12 protein-coding genes are annotated in these 14,528 nt (G+C 51.5%); 1 reads left to right on the top strand and 11 read right to left on the bottom strand.

The genetic code is table 11. The annotated features are described in order from the left end of the window. Window positions 1-119: 119 nt before the first annotated feature. The 7 genes from EGM51_05180 to EGM51_05150 form a co-directional block, all read right to left on the bottom strand. On the bottom strand, window positions 120-1,016 hold the full coding sequence (locus tag EGM51_05180) for a LysM peptidoglycan-binding domain-containing protein (protein ID QBG46817.1): 897 nt from the start codon (window positions 1,014-1,016) through the stop codon (window positions 120-122). Continuing rightward, the gene (locus EGM51_05175; GenBank protein ID QBG46816.1) at window positions 943-2,001 is read right to left on the bottom strand and encodes an FAD:protein FMN transferase; all 1,059 of its coding nucleotides are present in this window, start codon (window positions 1,999-2,001) and stop codon (window positions 943-945) included. The genes EGM51_05180 and EGM51_05175 overlap by 74 nt, the downstream gene beginning before the upstream one ends. Then, on the bottom strand, window positions 1,998-2,381 hold the full coding sequence (locus EGM51_05170; GenBank protein QBG46815.1) for a RidA family protein: 384 nt from the start codon (window positions 2,379-2,381) through the stop codon (window positions 1,998-2,000). The genes EGM51_05175 and EGM51_05170 overlap by 4 nt, the downstream gene beginning before the upstream one ends. Then, window positions 2,356-3,570 (bottom strand): hypothetical protein, encoded by a 1,215-nt coding sequence (locus EGM51_05165; GenBank protein QBG46814.1) that lies wholly within the window; start codon window positions 3,568-3,570, stop codon window positions 2,356-2,358. Before EGM51_05165 ends, EGM51_05170 begins: the two co-directional genes overlap by 26 nt. After that, window positions 3,567-4,649, bottom strand: coding sequence for an A/G-specific adenine glycosylase (gene mutY, locus EGM51_05160; protein QBG46813.1), 1,083 nt, complete (start codon window positions 4,647-4,649; stop codon window positions 3,567-3,569). Before mutY ends, EGM51_05165 begins: the two co-directional genes overlap by 4 nt. Before the next feature lie 73 nt (window positions 4,650-4,722). After that, a complete protein-coding gene (locus tag EGM51_05155) occupies window positions 4,723-5,649 on the bottom strand; it encodes a hypothetical protein (GenBank protein ID QBG46812.1) in 927 nt (308 codons plus the stop codon). A 28-nt stretch (window positions 5,650-5,677) separates the two neighbouring features. Then, window positions 5,678-6,967, bottom strand: coding sequence for an HlyC/CorC family transporter (locus EGM51_05150; protein QBG46811.1), 1,290 nt, complete (start codon window positions 6,965-6,967; stop codon window positions 5,678-5,680). 617 nt (window positions 6,968-7,584) lie between these two features. On the opposite strand from EGM51_05150, the gene EGM51_05145 reads away from it, so the two are divergent. Next, the gene (locus EGM51_05145) at window positions 7,585-7,938 is read left to right on the top strand and encodes a hypothetical protein (protein ID QBG46810.1); all 354 of its coding nucleotides are present in this window, start codon (window positions 7,585-7,587) and stop codon (window positions 7,936-7,938) included. A gap of 81 nt (window positions 7,939-8,019) precedes the next feature. Here the strand turns inward: EGM51_05145 and EGM51_05140 are convergent, their stop codons facing one another. The 4 genes from EGM51_05140 to EGM51_05125 all read right to left on the bottom strand — a co-directional run bounded on the left by EGM51_05140 (window position 8,020) and on the right by EGM51_05125 (window position 14,517). Beyond that, window positions 8,020-9,777, bottom strand: coding sequence for an arginine--tRNA ligase (locus EGM51_05140; GenBank protein ID QBG46809.1), 1,758 nt, complete (start codon window positions 9,775-9,777; stop codon window positions 8,020-8,022). Window positions 9,778-9,815: 38 nt separating this feature from the next. Beyond that, window positions 9,816-11,558, bottom strand: a complete 1,743-nt coding sequence (locus EGM51_05135) for a hypothetical protein (protein QBG46808.1) — start codon at window positions 11,556-11,558, stop codon at window positions 9,816-9,818. Window positions 11,559-11,570: 12 nt separating this feature from the next. Continuing rightward, entirely contained in the window at window positions 11,571-11,870 is a 300-nt protein-coding gene (locus tag EGM51_05130; protein ID QBG46807.1) for a hypothetical protein, read from the bottom strand. Between the two features lie 130 nt (window positions 11,871-12,000). After that, entirely contained in the window at window positions 12,001-14,517 is a 2,517-nt protein-coding gene (locus EGM51_05125) for an ATP-dependent Clp protease ATP-binding subunit (GenBank protein ID QBG46806.1), read from the bottom strand. Window positions 14,518-14,528 lie beyond the last annotated feature (11 nt).

Here is a 14,528-nt window from a genome sequence, read left to right as displayed (position 1 = left end):
ATTCACAGCAAACCGGAACCCGGATGCTGAATTGTCCGGGCACGTGGAAAAGCAGTCTGAAAACAGACAACGGAGTCCGCATCCGGACTCCGTTTATGAATTTTCGAAAGTTGGTAAAATCAGTTCTGAATGGAGGGAATGACCAAGGTCTGTCCCACCCTCAGGTCACCTGGACTGCGCATCATACCTTTGTTGGCTTCGTAGATAATATCCCACTTGCCGGAATCGCCGTAATATCTTGTAGCGATTTTCGTGAGCGTGTCGCCGGCGACCACATGATAAATCTGATGTTTCGGTTTGGTCGGTACCTGGCTGGTTCCGGCCGGAGCAATGGAAGCTGATTTTGGGGCTGTTTTTGTGATCGTTTCAGGAGACGGTGCCGGAGCAGTATTTTCCGGTTTGTCAGCGGATATCGGTTTGTCAGCGGATACCGTTTTAACCACAGGTTCCTCCGCTTTTTTCTTCAGGGCATCTGCCAACTGCCGTTTCAGGTCGTTATTCTGCTGAATCAATGTATTCCGCTGCTGAATCACTTTTTTAACTTCCGGCGAATTATTCACCAGCGTGTTGGCAAGGGCCTGCGCCACCTTCATTTTCTGCTCTTCAATGAAGTCGGCTTTCTCCGCATTGGGCCGCAATTCCAGATAGCGGTCGTAATGATAGATGGCATGGATATAATTGATTTTGTGTTGCTGATAAATGATTGCCAGATCCAGATGCGGCCGGGCCATTCGGGGTTCCTGTTCAAGCGCTGTCTTAAACTCCTGAATCGCCGCGTCATAATTGCCTTGTTCCATGTACTGCTGCCCCGACAGAACATTCGGATCACGCTCTTCGCGTTCTTCAATCGATCCCGCATCCTTTTCGCATCCCGTTAGGGCCATGATACCAACCAATAATATCGGAATGAACCTGTTCATTCGTACTCCTGTCTTTTCAAAATTAAAGTTCAGAACTATAGCCTGTGGCCTGCCTGAAACCCGAACTAAATCGTTCGACAATTTTTCCGTTTTCATCGCGGATCAGAAACATGGTTTCCACATTTTCCAGTGTCTCCACCCAAGCGATGCCTTCATCGGGACCCATCACAAAAAGTGCCGTTGCCAGACCGTCCGCATCCATGCAGCTCGACGCGCTGACCGTTACACTGGCCGTATTCGATTTCACGGCACGCCCGGTCCGCGGATCGAGAATATGCGAATACACCATGCCGTTTTCTTTGATGTAATTACGGTAATTGCCCGACGTTGCAATGGCACCGCCGTTCACATGGACAATACCCTGCAGCTTTTCGCTCAGCGGATTGGTTGTCGGAAACTGAATGCCGATACGCCACGGTACGCCATCCGGGTTTACACCCTGGGCCAGCACCTCGCCGCCGATTTCAACAAACCAGTTTTCCAGTCCGGCTTCGCTGAGAATCCGGCCCACTGCATCCACGCCATAGCCCTTGGCAATGGCACCGAGTGCCAGCGAAATTTCCGGCTCGGTTTTCCGGAGTCTCGCTGAATCATCAATGCGCAGCTTGTCCGCACCTGTTGTCTCTTTCACAATCCGGATGGCCTCATCGTCCGGCACATTCCGCGCGTCGGCCTCACTGCCGAAGCCCCAGAGGTTCAGCAGAGGCTGCAGGGTGGGGTCGAACGCTCCTCCCGATTCCTCGCTCAGCTCCAGCGCACGACGCACAACCTGCGCAAATTCTTCTGAACACTGAAACGCGTCCAGCGATCGGTAATGATTGAAGCGTGAAATTTCACTTTCGGGGTCCCAGGTCGACATCTGACGATTGATTTCCGTCAGCCGGGCCTCAATCTGTTCATAGATGTGCCGCAGCGTTTTCTGCTTTACCTTACCGGTAATTTTTACGCTGTATCCCGTGCCCATCGTCTCCCCGCCGGTAGCGGGGTTTTCAATGGTTCCTGAACGCAGCATGCCGCCGATCGTCAGCACCAGAATAACGACCAGCGCAAACAGCGATTGTCTGACCTGTTTCGGGGTCATCCGAGTTCAGCCACCAGTTCAATTTCAACCCGGGCGCCGACAGGCAGAGCAGCCACCTGTACGGTCGAACGCGCCGGCGCAGTTTCTTCATCGAAATACGCGGCATAAACGCTGTTGAATTCAGCAAAGTCACCCATATCCTGCAGAAAAACCGTGGTCTTGATGACGCGGTCGAGCGAAGTTCCCGCTTCGGTCAGAACCGCCTTGAGATTTTCCAGCACCTGAATCGTCTGTTCTTTGATTCCGCCCTCAACTTTCGTGCCGGTTTCAGGGTTCACCGGAATCTGCCCGGAGGTGTAAAGCAGGTTTCCACATTGTACAGCCTGGTTATAGGGGCCGATGGGTTCAGGGGCATTATTTGTGCTTATGATCTGTTTCATTGGTTGTTTCCTTTTCGTTTTCAACAGAGGATGGATTTTCCAAAGACCGGAGCAACAGGGCAAGTGTGGTGGCTGCCGGTTTCGGAAGTTCGTCAGAAAGCAGCAGGCCGATGCAATACTGTTTCACCAGCGGAACCTGTGCGCAGTTACTTTTCAGCGACCAGAGGGCCGCCTGAAAAACCGCCTCGAGCATCCCTTCGCGGTAAACCTCAAGCTCATTCGGGTCCAGCTCGCCGGACTGAATGCGCTCCAGCGTCCCCACATGCTCAACCAGGGCCAGTGAGCCGGCAATCTCCCGGACGGGACGAACCGTTCCTGTGGCGAAAAATTCAGCCCAGAGCATATCCAGCTGTTTCGGCATGGTGATCCCGTCGTACGGATCCGGAATGCGGCCAGCAGCCATCAGGCGCTCGAACCGCTTCATATCACCGGAAAGGCGCGGCAGCTTTTCTGTCTTCCCGAGCAGCGTCATCAGGAAAATAATATCCTTCTGCTGTTTGGGGTTCAGAAAACCGTATTCCTTCATCAGATGCGGAATCAGAAACTCATTTCTTTCAAACACCGTTTTAAAAAACCAGATCGCGGACCAGACCGGTTCCTTCTCTTCATTGAAAAACGATCGTTCAATCTGCAGAAATGACGCCAGGGCCTTTGCGGGATCCGGAGCAGTCGGATAGGAGAAAAACAGATTTTCCCGATCCTGTTTTGTCAGTTTTTCCACTTCAAATTCTTTCAGTGTAATCACCCGATGCTGCACATTGGTCTGGCGGCTGACTTTATCGACCGCCGTAATTTCAATCGTATATTCACCGAAATCATCCTCCTGATCAAAATTCAGATTCACCACCGCCTGTGCCGGCAGCGGATCGGGAGCCGAAGCCAGGCCGACGTGTCCTTCCAGCGCTTCAAGATCCAGTTGGGTTTTACCGTCCGGTCCGGTGAGTTTCAGATCAAAGGTAATGCCGGCCGATCCGCCGGGATCTGTTCCGTAATTTCTGAACACCGGGAAAATACTGAAATATTCACCCTTATGAACACTATCAATATTTGTGATCTGCGGCTCGAAATTATCCGGTACGGCATACCACCAGTCCAACGACGGATCCTGCCGCGTTACTACCAGTGTAAAGCCGAACGGTTCAGCCAGAGCGGAGGCGCACAAACATAGAATGATCAACAGCTGTTTCATTGTTTTTCCAATGCTTCAATTATTTTCAGATCAGCCTTCGAATACGGCACATTCCGCAGACTCGAAATATCCAGCCATTGGAAATTCTGGCACTCGATAGCACGAGGATGACCCGCTTTGATGGTTGCAAAATAGGCATGCAGATCCATCGTAAAATGACTGTAGGCGTGCTTCACTTTAATCAGAAAATCACCGACTTCCACTTCAATGCCGAGTTCTTCCTTCAGCTCCCGGGCCACGCAGTCCTCAAAGGTTTCGCCATCTTCAAGTTTTCCGCCGGGAAATTCCCATAGACCGCCCAGCATATCCTCTGGGCGACGCTGGGCAATAAGAACTTCGCCTTTCGAATTGGTCACTACAGCAGCTCCAACCAGAATATGCGGCACTTTCTTTTTCGGCGCTTTTTTCGGATAATCGAGCGGATTACCCTCTGCTTTAGCCGCACAGCAGCGGGAGAGGGGACAGGCAGGGCAGTCCGGATTTTTCGGCTGGCACACCGTAGCCCCGAGTTCCATCATGGCTTCATTAAAATCGCCGGCGCGGCCGCGTACCAGCAGATTGTCAGCCCATTCCTGCAGTTCCTTTTTCGCGATGGTTGAGCGGGTATCCTTCTTATAGGCGAAAAGGCGTGAAAGCACACGAATCACATTGCCGTCGAGTACCGCCAGATCAAGATTGAAAGCCAGCGAGCCGATGGCGGCGGCGGTGTAGCCTCCAACACCGGGAAGCTTAATTATCTCCTCAGCGGTCGCCGGGAATCGTCCTCCGTATTCAGAAACAATAATGCGGGCCGCTTTATGCAGATTGCGTGCACGTGAATAATAGCCGAGACCTTCCCACATTTTCAGGACCTCTTCCTGCGATGCGGCCGCAAGCGATTTAAGCGAGGGGAAGCGCTTCATAAAACGATGAAAGTAGGGCGTGGCCTGATCGACGCGCGTCTGCTGCAGCATCAGCTCAGAAATCCACACGCGGTAAGGCGTGCGGTTGCTGCGCCACGGCATACTGCGGCGGTTTTCGGCAAACCAGGGCAGCAGACGGTTCGGCACGGCACGTTTTATTTTCTGAAACTGATCCATAAATAAACCCGGTTTCTATTCATTGGAAACCGGGGCGTATTTTCCAGAGACTGAAAGCCGGGTCGAGCACGGATTAGAGGTATTTACGAATCCAGTCGTCACTCAGGTAGGTATTACTGCTGGCTTTCCGGTCAAGTATACGGCCATCGTACATCAGAAGAACCAACCAGCCGGCAGTTTCGTCGCCTTTGACGACCGGTTCGCGGTTCGAGGAATAGTTGCTGCCGTTATCAATTTCGGTTTTGGTAATAATAAAGGGTTCTGAAGTCAGTTCAACGGTTATTCGCTCCCGTGAATCAACCGTCACTTTGCGAACTCCGTCATTTTTCACCGTCACCGTTCCTGGTGGAACCTCATCGGTCTTCTGTTTATTCTGTTGAGCATCGCCTTTGATTACACGCTGACTGAAGAAATAATATTTCAGCGAAAAGGTATCCGGATGTGTCGCCAGATTGTAGACGTCGACTTCAAGCTTCACTACATCGGTGTAGGTTCTGGTTGTTGTGGTGAACACCCGTTTTTCACCGCTGTTTTTCAGCTCACGCTCCTCTTTCTCCACATCCTTCCGGGAGCTTTTCTCTGTATCTGCGGTTACTGAAATCCGCCCGTCGTGCACACCGGCTGCCTGCTGTTCCATGTAGTCTTTGCGTAGTTGATCTTTGTAGAGCCGGGTTTGTTCAAGTGCTTTCACGTGGGCGTAATCGGCGGCAAAAAACTGAGCCCGGGAACTTTCGTGCAGAGCCGTTCGTTTATAATTGATTGTGGCCCCGGTTTCCGACATGAGAGTGATTGAATCCCTACCCAGTTTCATCAGAATACCGCTGCGTGGTTCGCCATTGGCAATACGGAATGAAACCTGAGAGCCGAGTTGTGGAGCAATGAATTGAGTCATCATTTCGGCTTTCTGTCTTTCGTAGTAGGTTTTCAGGTCATCTGCCGCCATCACACTGACGGACAGCAGTGTCAATATTGGCATATATTTAAAAAATCCCTGTTTCATTGAAAGTTTCCTCATTCTTTATACAGTATCAGACGCCCTCAGCCGGGATCATATGGACAACCTGAATCTGCCGCTGTGTGGCGGAATGAATCCGGAGTTCGTATCCGGGAATATTCAGCCGTTCGCCTGTACGGGGTATACGGCCGAGCATTGAAAAAATATAGCCGCCGAGCGAATCGTATTCATCACTTTCCGGAAGTCGGGCCGAAAGCTCTTCGTTCAATTCATAAATCGGCATGCGCGCCAGGACCATAATCGATCCATCCGGACGGCGATGAAGTATTTTTTCCCGGAGGTCGTATTCATCCTCGATTTCTCCAACCAGTTCTTCAATGACATCCTCCATGGTCACCAATCCCTCGGTCCCACCGTACTCATCAACAACAAGCACCATCTGGGAACGGCTTTTTTTCATCAGCTGCAGCACGTCATTAATCGGCATCGTTTCCGGAATATACTCAATTCTCTTCGCCAGCTGGCTGATGGATATTTTTTCATCGGAATGTTCGGAGGAGATGAGTTTGAGCAGATCTTTCACGTGCACCATGCCGACTACATCGTCAATATTTTCATGGTATACCGGAAAGCGGGAAAAACGGGATTCCCGTACTTCGGCAATACATTCATCAATACTCAGCGTGTCTTTAAGGCCGTGAATATCAATTCTCGGCGTCATAATTTCGCGGGCAACCGTATCGCCGAATTCAAACACGCTTCGGATAATTTCGCGCTCTTCCTCTTCGAGTGCCTCTTCGTCGGTTTCGTCAATAAGACTTTTGATTTCATCCTCCGTTGAGGGGCGGTCATCTTCATCCGACGTCTTCATGGCATGTCTGAGCAGTTGATCTTCAATAAACTGAAGCGGCCACACAAAGACATAAAGCAGCAGCGTAAGCACTCCGGCAACCGGCAATACTGCAATCGAAATCCGGTCGGCATAACTTTCCGACAGAACATGCGGCACGATTCGGGCAGCAAACATATAAACCAGCGAAAGAACAAACAGTCCGCCAAGCTGTATCCACGCCGTACAGTCCCGTAGTGCAAGATAGCTGAGCGTGAATGTTCCGATTGCTGATAGTGTCAATAACAGCCTTGAACTCTTGCAAAGAAGATCCCAGCGATTCTGCCAGAATTTAAGCAGCTGGATGTGTCGGGCATCACGCTCGATCAGACGGGGGAGACCGGCGTCACCCGTGGCTTTCAAAGAGGTGTAAACAGAGGCCAGCAGACAGGCCGCACTCAGCGTAAAAAGACCGTATAAAAAATATTCACTGTGCAACTGGTTCATAAATTCGAGCGGCCTTTCCTGATTCATTCCGCTCTTCGGTGTACAACTGATAAACTAAAGATATGCATTATTACCAGACAAACAGTAGCTGAAATGAGTGAGGCACCATCCGGGCTATTCTCAAGACAGCTCGAATTGAAAATTTGCAGAATTCAAGGAACCATTATAGTGGCTATATTTTATAACCACTTGTTAAAGCGCTACATATAGATGTTTTTAAACAATCGTTATAGACATAAGATATATTATGCGACGTTGCAATTGTTGATAAAAATGTGCATAACTGTGGATAACTGGCTTGCGGAATGCTCCGGCCTCCCCGTTTTTTAGGCGTTCTTATTCCAAACGTTAAAATTATCCTTCGGTATAAATTTGATTCCTCACAGAGGCGCTTAGGACGCAGAGAAATTCAGTCATAAATAGGCTTACGAAAGCGGTGTCAGCGCATAGCTGCGCGAGATTATCAAAGCCCCGATTGTCGTTAGCGGGAATCTACTGACAATTAAGCGAAAACGTAACGGGTTATTTAAAGGCAAAAAAACCGCCTCTTCACGGAAGAGCGTCTTGAGTTGAAATAAACAGCTGGTTGTCGTTTCTTTCTAAAGCTCCTACACAAAAGAGAGGCTAAAGAGGAACTTGGTGAACTGCGCGAACGCTTTGAAGACCTCGGTACCGCCTCCGCCATGAAAGAATACCTGCGCAATATTTATCGGATGGCTCCGGGGGCAAGCATCGCAAAGTTGGCATTTGAGAAATGGTGCGCCATGGCCGAAGAATCCGGCATTGCCTGCCTGAAAACCATGGCCAAAACAATCCGGCAACGAATGAACGGCCTGCTGGCCTACTGGAACCACGGCTGCCTCACCAGCGCCAGCCAGGAAGGCTTCAACAACAAAATCGGATGGCTGACACGGCAGGCCTACGGCTACCGCGACGAACGCTACCTTCATCTGAAGATCTACGATCTGCCAAATCTATCGACAAGGCGAAGCCTCTAAAAGACGCTCTTCCGAGAAGAACCAAAAAACCGGCACACACGAGTACCGGTTTGGTTTAGTTTGCACAAAATGCGTTCTCTATCAGATTCGTTCGCGGGTTTCGATCCCCAGAAGTTCCAGCCCCTGTTTTAGAATGCGTGCAGTGTTTCTGCACAGCCGAATACGGCTTTCGCGAATGCCTTCCTCTGCCTTAAGAAAAGGTACATTCTGATAAAAACTGCTGTAGATCTGCGCCAGGTCGTACAGATAGTCCGCCATGATATTGGGACGATAGTTGTCGGCGGCAGCGCGTACAGCAGCCGGAAAACGGGTCAGTTTAACCGCAAGCCGACGCTCGATTTCGTGTTCAATATTTATTGAACAGTCATCCAGCTGAATGCCGGGATACTGGTCCTTCCATTTATCATATACCGAAGAAATTCGAGCGTACGCATATTGCAGATACGGCGCGGAATTTCCTTCCATATTCAACGCTTTTTCCCAGGTGAAAGTAACCAGACTCTGCGGATTCTGGCTCAGATCCGTGTACTTGACTGCCCCGATGCCGATGGCTTTTGCAAGGTCTTTCTGCTGTTCTTCCGGCATTTCGGGACTGCTGGATTTAACCATCTCCAGCGCACGGGCCTCGGCCTCATCCAGCATGGCGGACAATTTAATGACATTACCTTCTCGGGTGGAAAATGTGGCTTCCGGAAGGCGCATCAGCCCGAACCAGACGTGTACCAGATTGGCCTTCATTCCAAGTTTTTCCGCAATTGTGAAAAACTGCTTGAAATGCAGTTGCTGGCGTTCATCAGTCACATAAATAATCCGATCAGGATCGAACTCTTCAATGCGCGACTCTACAGTAGCAAGGTCGGTGGTGGCATAATTGTATCCTCCATCGCTTTTCCGGACAATGCAGACCGGCATACCGTCATCTTCAAGATCGACAATCAGTGCGCCTTCGCTCTCTTTTGCCAGCCCCTTCTCCTCTAGAGCACGAATGATTTCGGGCAAGCGATCATTGTAAAAACTTTCGCCGCGATACAGGTCGAATTTGACGCCCAGGCGGTCGTAAATGGTATTGAACTCGCCGATGGAAAGTTCGATGAATTTTTCCCACAGTTTACGGTTTTCCACATCGCCCTGCTGCAGCTTCACCAGCTCGGCTTTAGCCCGGTCACGCCAGGATTCATCCTCTTTCGAGCGGTTATAACTGGCCACATAAATTCGTTCGAGCTCTTCAACCGGCGAAACCGCCAGTACTGCTTCATTCACAAATTCACGGTATCCCACCAGCATCAGCCCGAACTGGGTGCCCCAGTCGCCAAGATGATTGTCAGCAATAACGTCATAGCCCAGAAAACGGAAAAGGCGGTCAATAGCATTACCGATCACCGTAGAACGGATGTGGCCGATGTGCATCGATTTTGCAACATTGGGGCTTGAATAGTCGATAATGACTTTCTTCCCCTCTCCCACCTGCTCAGCACCCAGATTCGGATCTTTTTCCAGCGCCTGGATATAATCGGCCAGTGCACGATTCGACAGGAAAAAATTAATGAATCCCGGTCCCGCGATTTCAATCTTTTCCACAAAATCGGGAAGTTCGGCCGAATCGACAAACTGCCGGGCAATTTCACGAGGAGCTTTCTTCAGCTGTTTTGAGAGCACCATCGCCGCATTACACTGGTAATCACCGAATTTTTCATTATTGGTTGGAGAAACCCCCAGATTGACCTCGGCACCGCTCAGATCAAAAATCGACTGCATGGCTTCTTCCGTCCAGGCGGACAGACGTTCTTCAAAAGTGGCAAACTCGCGCATATCTTCAACTCCGTAAAAAGAGGCGGACATTATTTCCCGCCCACATAAAAATCAATCCTGAATCGGATCTAAAGCCCGGCTTCAGTGAGGTATTTCATTAAATTGCGCTTCGGTTTGTGCTCTTTGCGTATGGCTTCAAGTGCGGTATCGAACGCTTCCCGCTCACCACACTGAAGAGCCAGCTTCCCGGCGGCCTTGATTTTTTTGACGGCTTCCCGGTAGGCATCGTTATTGCGTTGCGCGGCGTTTTTGTGCGCGAGCCGGAGGTAGATCGGATAGACCTCGGCCGGAAAGTCCGCTTCCCGTTTTTTACAGACACGCATCCAGAGCATTTGTGAGCAGCCGCCCTCAACCGCCTCGCGCCAGGCCTGCTCAACATCCTTTTCCCAGAGAAAAATCTCTACCAGCAAGGAATGGTCGGCCACCGCCCAGTACCGCTTTTTCCCCTCTTTTTTCCGCACATCAATATCCGCACGGATTGCGGACAGCGCTTTTTCGCGCCACGTGTCGAGCGCCTTACGTTTTTTTGCGTGCCCGATCAGCGTCTTATAGCGTTCAAGCATCTGCCGGCGTTCAAACAGCTTCCAGTATAACGCCAGCGCTTCATCATAGCGCCGCTGTTTCCAATAGAGTTCCGCACACTGCTCTTCAAGCTGCCAGGCCCCTTTCGAAGCCGCCCTTCCCTTTTCCAGCCATTGGACCGCGCGGTCGAGCTGGTTTTCCTCCGCACAGCGACGGGCTAGTTTGGAATAGCTGGAAGCATGTGAAAGGTCGCGCTGCAGGATTTCCAGCTCCTGTTCAAAATCGCCGTCCTCGCGCGCAAACGTCAGCATCAGGTTTTCCAGCCAGCAGGAATTTCCGTATCGGTTTGGATCGTCATCCCCGGCAAGTAGGCGCGGCAGTTTGTTCCATTCCGCTTCCACCCGTTCACGATAGCGATTCCGCCCGGCGGTTCCCCAGATCGGTGCATAGGTTTCATACGCCGTGTAGAACATTTCCCATTCGCTGTTCAGCGTGATTCTGAATAGACGCTCCGCCAACTTCAACGGATCGGGCTTTGCGGCCCGGCAGGCCTGAAGGTGCAGTTCATGCAGCTCATCGCGCGCCATACCCATGCCGCCGTCCGAATCATCGATATGGTTGATCGCCGTCTCCCAGCGCTTCATGGCATATTCGGTCAGCTCAATCACGGCCGACGATTCGCCTTTTTTCAGCAGACCGCGCAGAGAATCCGCCACCTGATTCAGCTTATAATAATATCCGCGGGTGTTGCGCCAATCGACAAAGCCATGGATGGCATAACTCTGCTGGATCATTCGCTTCATCTCTGAGAGGTCCGCGGGATTCGCCGCCGCCGCTTTCACCAGCAGACGGTCAAAAAAGTCGGGATCTTCCACGCATTGATCATAGAGCAACGCAACCAGATCCGCCTTCTTCTGTTTTTTGAGCCAGGCCTGCAGGATTTCCGAATCTGATCGCCCCGTCTTTTTCGGCGGCATACGTTTGGTGCCGTCCGTTGAATCCCCGTTGACAAAGGCCAGCCCCGTGGCAACCAGGTGTTTGCAGAACTTCATGCGCTGGCCCAAAGGGCAGTCGCACTCCCCTTCCAGTTTGCCGTCGATTTCATAGAGCGATGTGCGGTACGGCTTGCTCCCCTCCACCACCGCGCATAATTCATCCTCTTCAAAACGAAGATGATGCACCAGCCCGTCCGAACAATAGGCCTCGCCGCGCTCGAAATAGGTATTGCCCGCCGCGGCAACGAGATTGCCGGCGGTCAGCAGCTTTTTCAGTTTTTCAAGATCGCTCATGTCCACTCCTTTTTATCCGGCCACCGGTAGGATGCCGGCGGTACGGCGAGGCAGGCGGGACGCCTGCGGTACAAAGTGTGCCCCTCCAACCCCTGGAACATCAGAGCTTTCCCCGGAAGGCGGCGTCGAGGTGAGCGAGGCGAGCGCGCGTCGTTTTTCCAACCTCTGGATGCGGGCCGATAACGCATCGAGAAGGTCTACGATGCGTTGTTGTTTATCCAATGGGGGAAGAGGGATTTCAAAAGCCTTCAGACTTGTCATAGGAATTGCTCTGGTATCCGCTTCCGTCGGCATATCCGGTTTCTCTCCCATTTAAAAGAGGCCACAATTTATCTGTTATGATGAACAGAGACAAAGCTTTTCCTGCAAAAGCAAAAGAGCCACAGCGCGATTGCGGGTGGCTCTTATTTTTCAGCGAAGTCGTGTCGCAGCTATGGCTGTCTCAGCCCTGCTCTCCGTCCGCAGCGGCTTCTTCAACTACCGGAACTCCCTTAAAAGTGAGCCCTTCTTTATTGGCCTTAACCGTCACGACCGAATTGCTTTCGATGGTTCCGCGAAGAATTTCCTCGGCCAGCGGATCCTCCAGATAACGCTCAACGGTACGGCGAAGCTGCCGCGCACCGTAGGCTTTGTCGTATCCTTTTTCCAGCAGGAACTCACGTGCCGATTTGGTGATTTTCAACTCGATGTTCCGGCCAAGAACCCGGTTCTGGATATTGGCCAGTTCGAGATTGATGATCGTTTCCAGATCTTTTCTCGTCAGTTCACGGAACACAATCATATCATCCAGACGGTTCAGCAGCTCCGGTTTAAAGGTCTTTTTCGCCACACCGATCATCATTTCCTTCAGCTTGGCAAAATCGGCCTCATCATTCGAAGGAGAAAATCCGAGCGAACCGGATTTTTTAACTTCCTGGGCACCGAGATTGGAGGTCATGATGACGACGGTGTTCCGGAAATCCACACTGCGGCCGAGGCTGTCGGTCAGGCGTCCTTCTTCCAGAATCTGAAGCAGCATATGCATGACATCCGGATGGGCCTTCTCAACTTCGTCGAACAGTACGACCGAATACGGCCGACGTCGCACGCGTTCGGTCAGCTGACCGCCCTCTTCGTGGCCGACGTAGCCCGGAGGCGAACCGACCAGACGTGACGCATTGAATTTTTCCATGTATTCCGACATATCGATCTGAATGAACGATTCGGGATCATCGAACATGAATTCTGCCAGCGTTTTGGCCAGCATTGTTTTTCCGACACCGGTCGGTCCAAGGAAAATGAAGGAGCCGATCGGCCGTTTCGGGTCTTTCAGATCCGCCCGCGAGCGACGCAGTGCACGGGAGATTGCGCTGACCGCTTCGCCTTGACCGACGACCTGAGATCCGACGACCTCTTCAATGCGAAGCAGGCGTTCCATCTCTTTTTCGCCCATCTTCATCACAGGGATACCGGTCCATTTGGATACGACAACCATAATGTCCTCATCGTCCACGACCGACCGGTTTTCATCACGCGTTTTCCGCCATTCTTCAAGCAGCTGCTCAAGCTTCTCTTTGCTCTGCCGCTCCTGATCCCGGAAATTAGCCGCATCTTCAAACTTCTGTTCGTGAATAGCATTATTCTTCTTGGTTTCAAAATCAAGAATCTGCTCTTCCAGTTGCTTCAGCTCCGGTGGACGACTCATGCTGTTGATGCGGGCACGTGCGCCGGCTTCATCAATCAGGTCAATGGCCTTGTCCGGAAGAAAACGGTCCGGCAGATAACGGGCAGAACATTCCACCGCCGCCTTCATCGCTTCGTCGGTGAACCTGGCATGATGGTGTTCTTCATATTTTCCACGCAGCCCCTTGAGAATTTCAACCGCATCCTCGACAGACGGTTCTTTTACATTCACCGTCTGGAAACGCCGTTCCAGCGCAGCGTCTTTTTCAATGTATTTGCGATATTCTTTCAGCGTAGTGGCCCCGATGCACTGCAACTCGCCGCGTGAAAGCGCCGGTTTAATGATATTTGCGGCATCCATCGTACCTTCTGCGGAGCCGGCACCGACAATTGTATGCAACTCATCAAGAAACAGAATGATATTCTTTTCTTTGCGGATTTCATCCATGACGGCCTTGATACGCTCTTCGAACTGTCCGCGGTATTTGGTTCCGGCCACCATCAGCGCAAGATCAAGTGTAATCACTTTTTTATCGATCAACAGATCCGGCACATTGCCTTCCTGAATAATCTGTGCGAGTCCCTCGGCAATGGCTGTTTTGCCCACACCGGCTTCACCCAGCAGCACCGGATTGTTTTTCGTGCGGCGGCAGAGAATCTGAATCACCCGTTCAATTTCGTCTTTCCGTCCAATCACCGGGTCCAGTTCACCATCCTTGGCCAGTTTGGTCAGATCGCGCCCGAAGGTGTTGAGCGCCGGCGTTTTGGTTTTTCCCTTGCCCCGGGCCTGTCCACTCCCCATCGGCGGCGGTTCCGGTTCGCCGCCATCATCTTCATATTCTCCTTCCGATGCCGGGTCGTAATCCGGATCGAGGGTTTTCATAATTTCATAGCGGGTTTCATCCAGATCCACACCGAGATTCTCCAGCACACGCGCGGCAATCCCTTCGCCTTCACGCAGCAGCCCCAGCAGAATATGCTCAGTGCCTACATAACTGTGACCCAGCCCGCGGGCTTCGCTGGCTGAAAGTGCCAGCACTTTCTTCGCCCGCGGTGTGAACGGGATGTTTCCGATGGTTTTAGTTTCCGGTCCGGTACCGACGGCCTTTTCAACCTCGAGTCGGACAGAAGCGAGATCAATACCCAGTGCCTGCAGTGCATTCACGGCAACACCGTGACCCAATGCAATCAATCCCAGAAGAATATGCTCTGTACCAACATAGCCGTGGTTAAAGCGATCCGCTTCTTTCCGAGCCAGCTGGAGCACCTGTTGCGCCCGTGGTGTAAAATTATCCATTTTCTTCTACC

Source organism: Verrucomicrobia bacterium S94 (assembly GCA_004299845.1).
Classification (GTDB): domain Bacteria; phylum Verrucomicrobiota; class Kiritimatiellia; order Kiritimatiellales; family Pontiellaceae; genus Pontiella.
This window is presented reverse-complemented; position numbering and strand designations above follow the sequence as displayed.

Excerpts from the sequence above, each read along its gene's own strand:
- mutY (QBG46813.1), bottom strand. The coding sequence starts at position 4,649 with ATGGATCAGTTTCAGAAAATAAAACGTGCCGTGCCGAACCGTCTGCTG.
- EGM51_05125 (QBG46806.1), bottom strand. The coding sequence starts at position 14,517 with ATGGATAATTTTACACCACGGGCGCAACAGGTGCTCCAGCTGGCTCGG.
- EGM51_05155 (QBG46812.1), bottom strand. The coding sequence starts at position 5,649 with ATGAAACAGGGATTTTTTAAATATATGCCAATATTGACACTGCTGTCC.
- EGM51_05180 (QBG46817.1), bottom strand. The coding sequence starts at position 1,016 with ATGAAAACGGAAAAATTGTCGAACGATTTAGTTCGGGTTTCAGGCAGG.
- EGM51_05170 (QBG46815.1), bottom strand. The coding sequence starts at position 2,381 with ATGAAACAGATCATAAGCACAAATAATGCCCCTGAACCCATCGGCCCC.
- EGM51_05150 (QBG46811.1), bottom strand. The coding sequence starts at position 6,967 with ATGAATCAGGAAAGGCCGCTCGAATTTATGAACCAGTTGCACAGTGAA.
- EGM51_05135 (QBG46808.1), bottom strand. The coding sequence starts at position 11,558 with ATGAGCGATCTTGAAAAACTGAAAAAGCTGCTGACCGCCGGCAATCTC.
- EGM51_05175 (QBG46816.1), bottom strand. The coding sequence starts at position 2,001 with ATGACCCCGAAACAGGTCAGACAATCGCTGTTTGCGCTGGTCGTTATT.
- EGM51_05130 (QBG46807.1), bottom strand. The coding sequence starts at position 11,870 with ATGGGAGAGAAACCGGATATGCCGACGGAAGCGGATACCAGAGCAATT.
- EGM51_05165 (QBG46814.1), bottom strand. The coding sequence starts at position 3,570 with ATGAAACAGCTGTTGATCATTCTATGTTTGTGCGCCTCCGCTCTGGCT.
- EGM51_05140 (QBG46809.1), bottom strand. The coding sequence starts at position 9,777 with ATGTCCGCCTCTTTTTACGGAGTTGAAGATATGCGCGAGTTTGCCACT.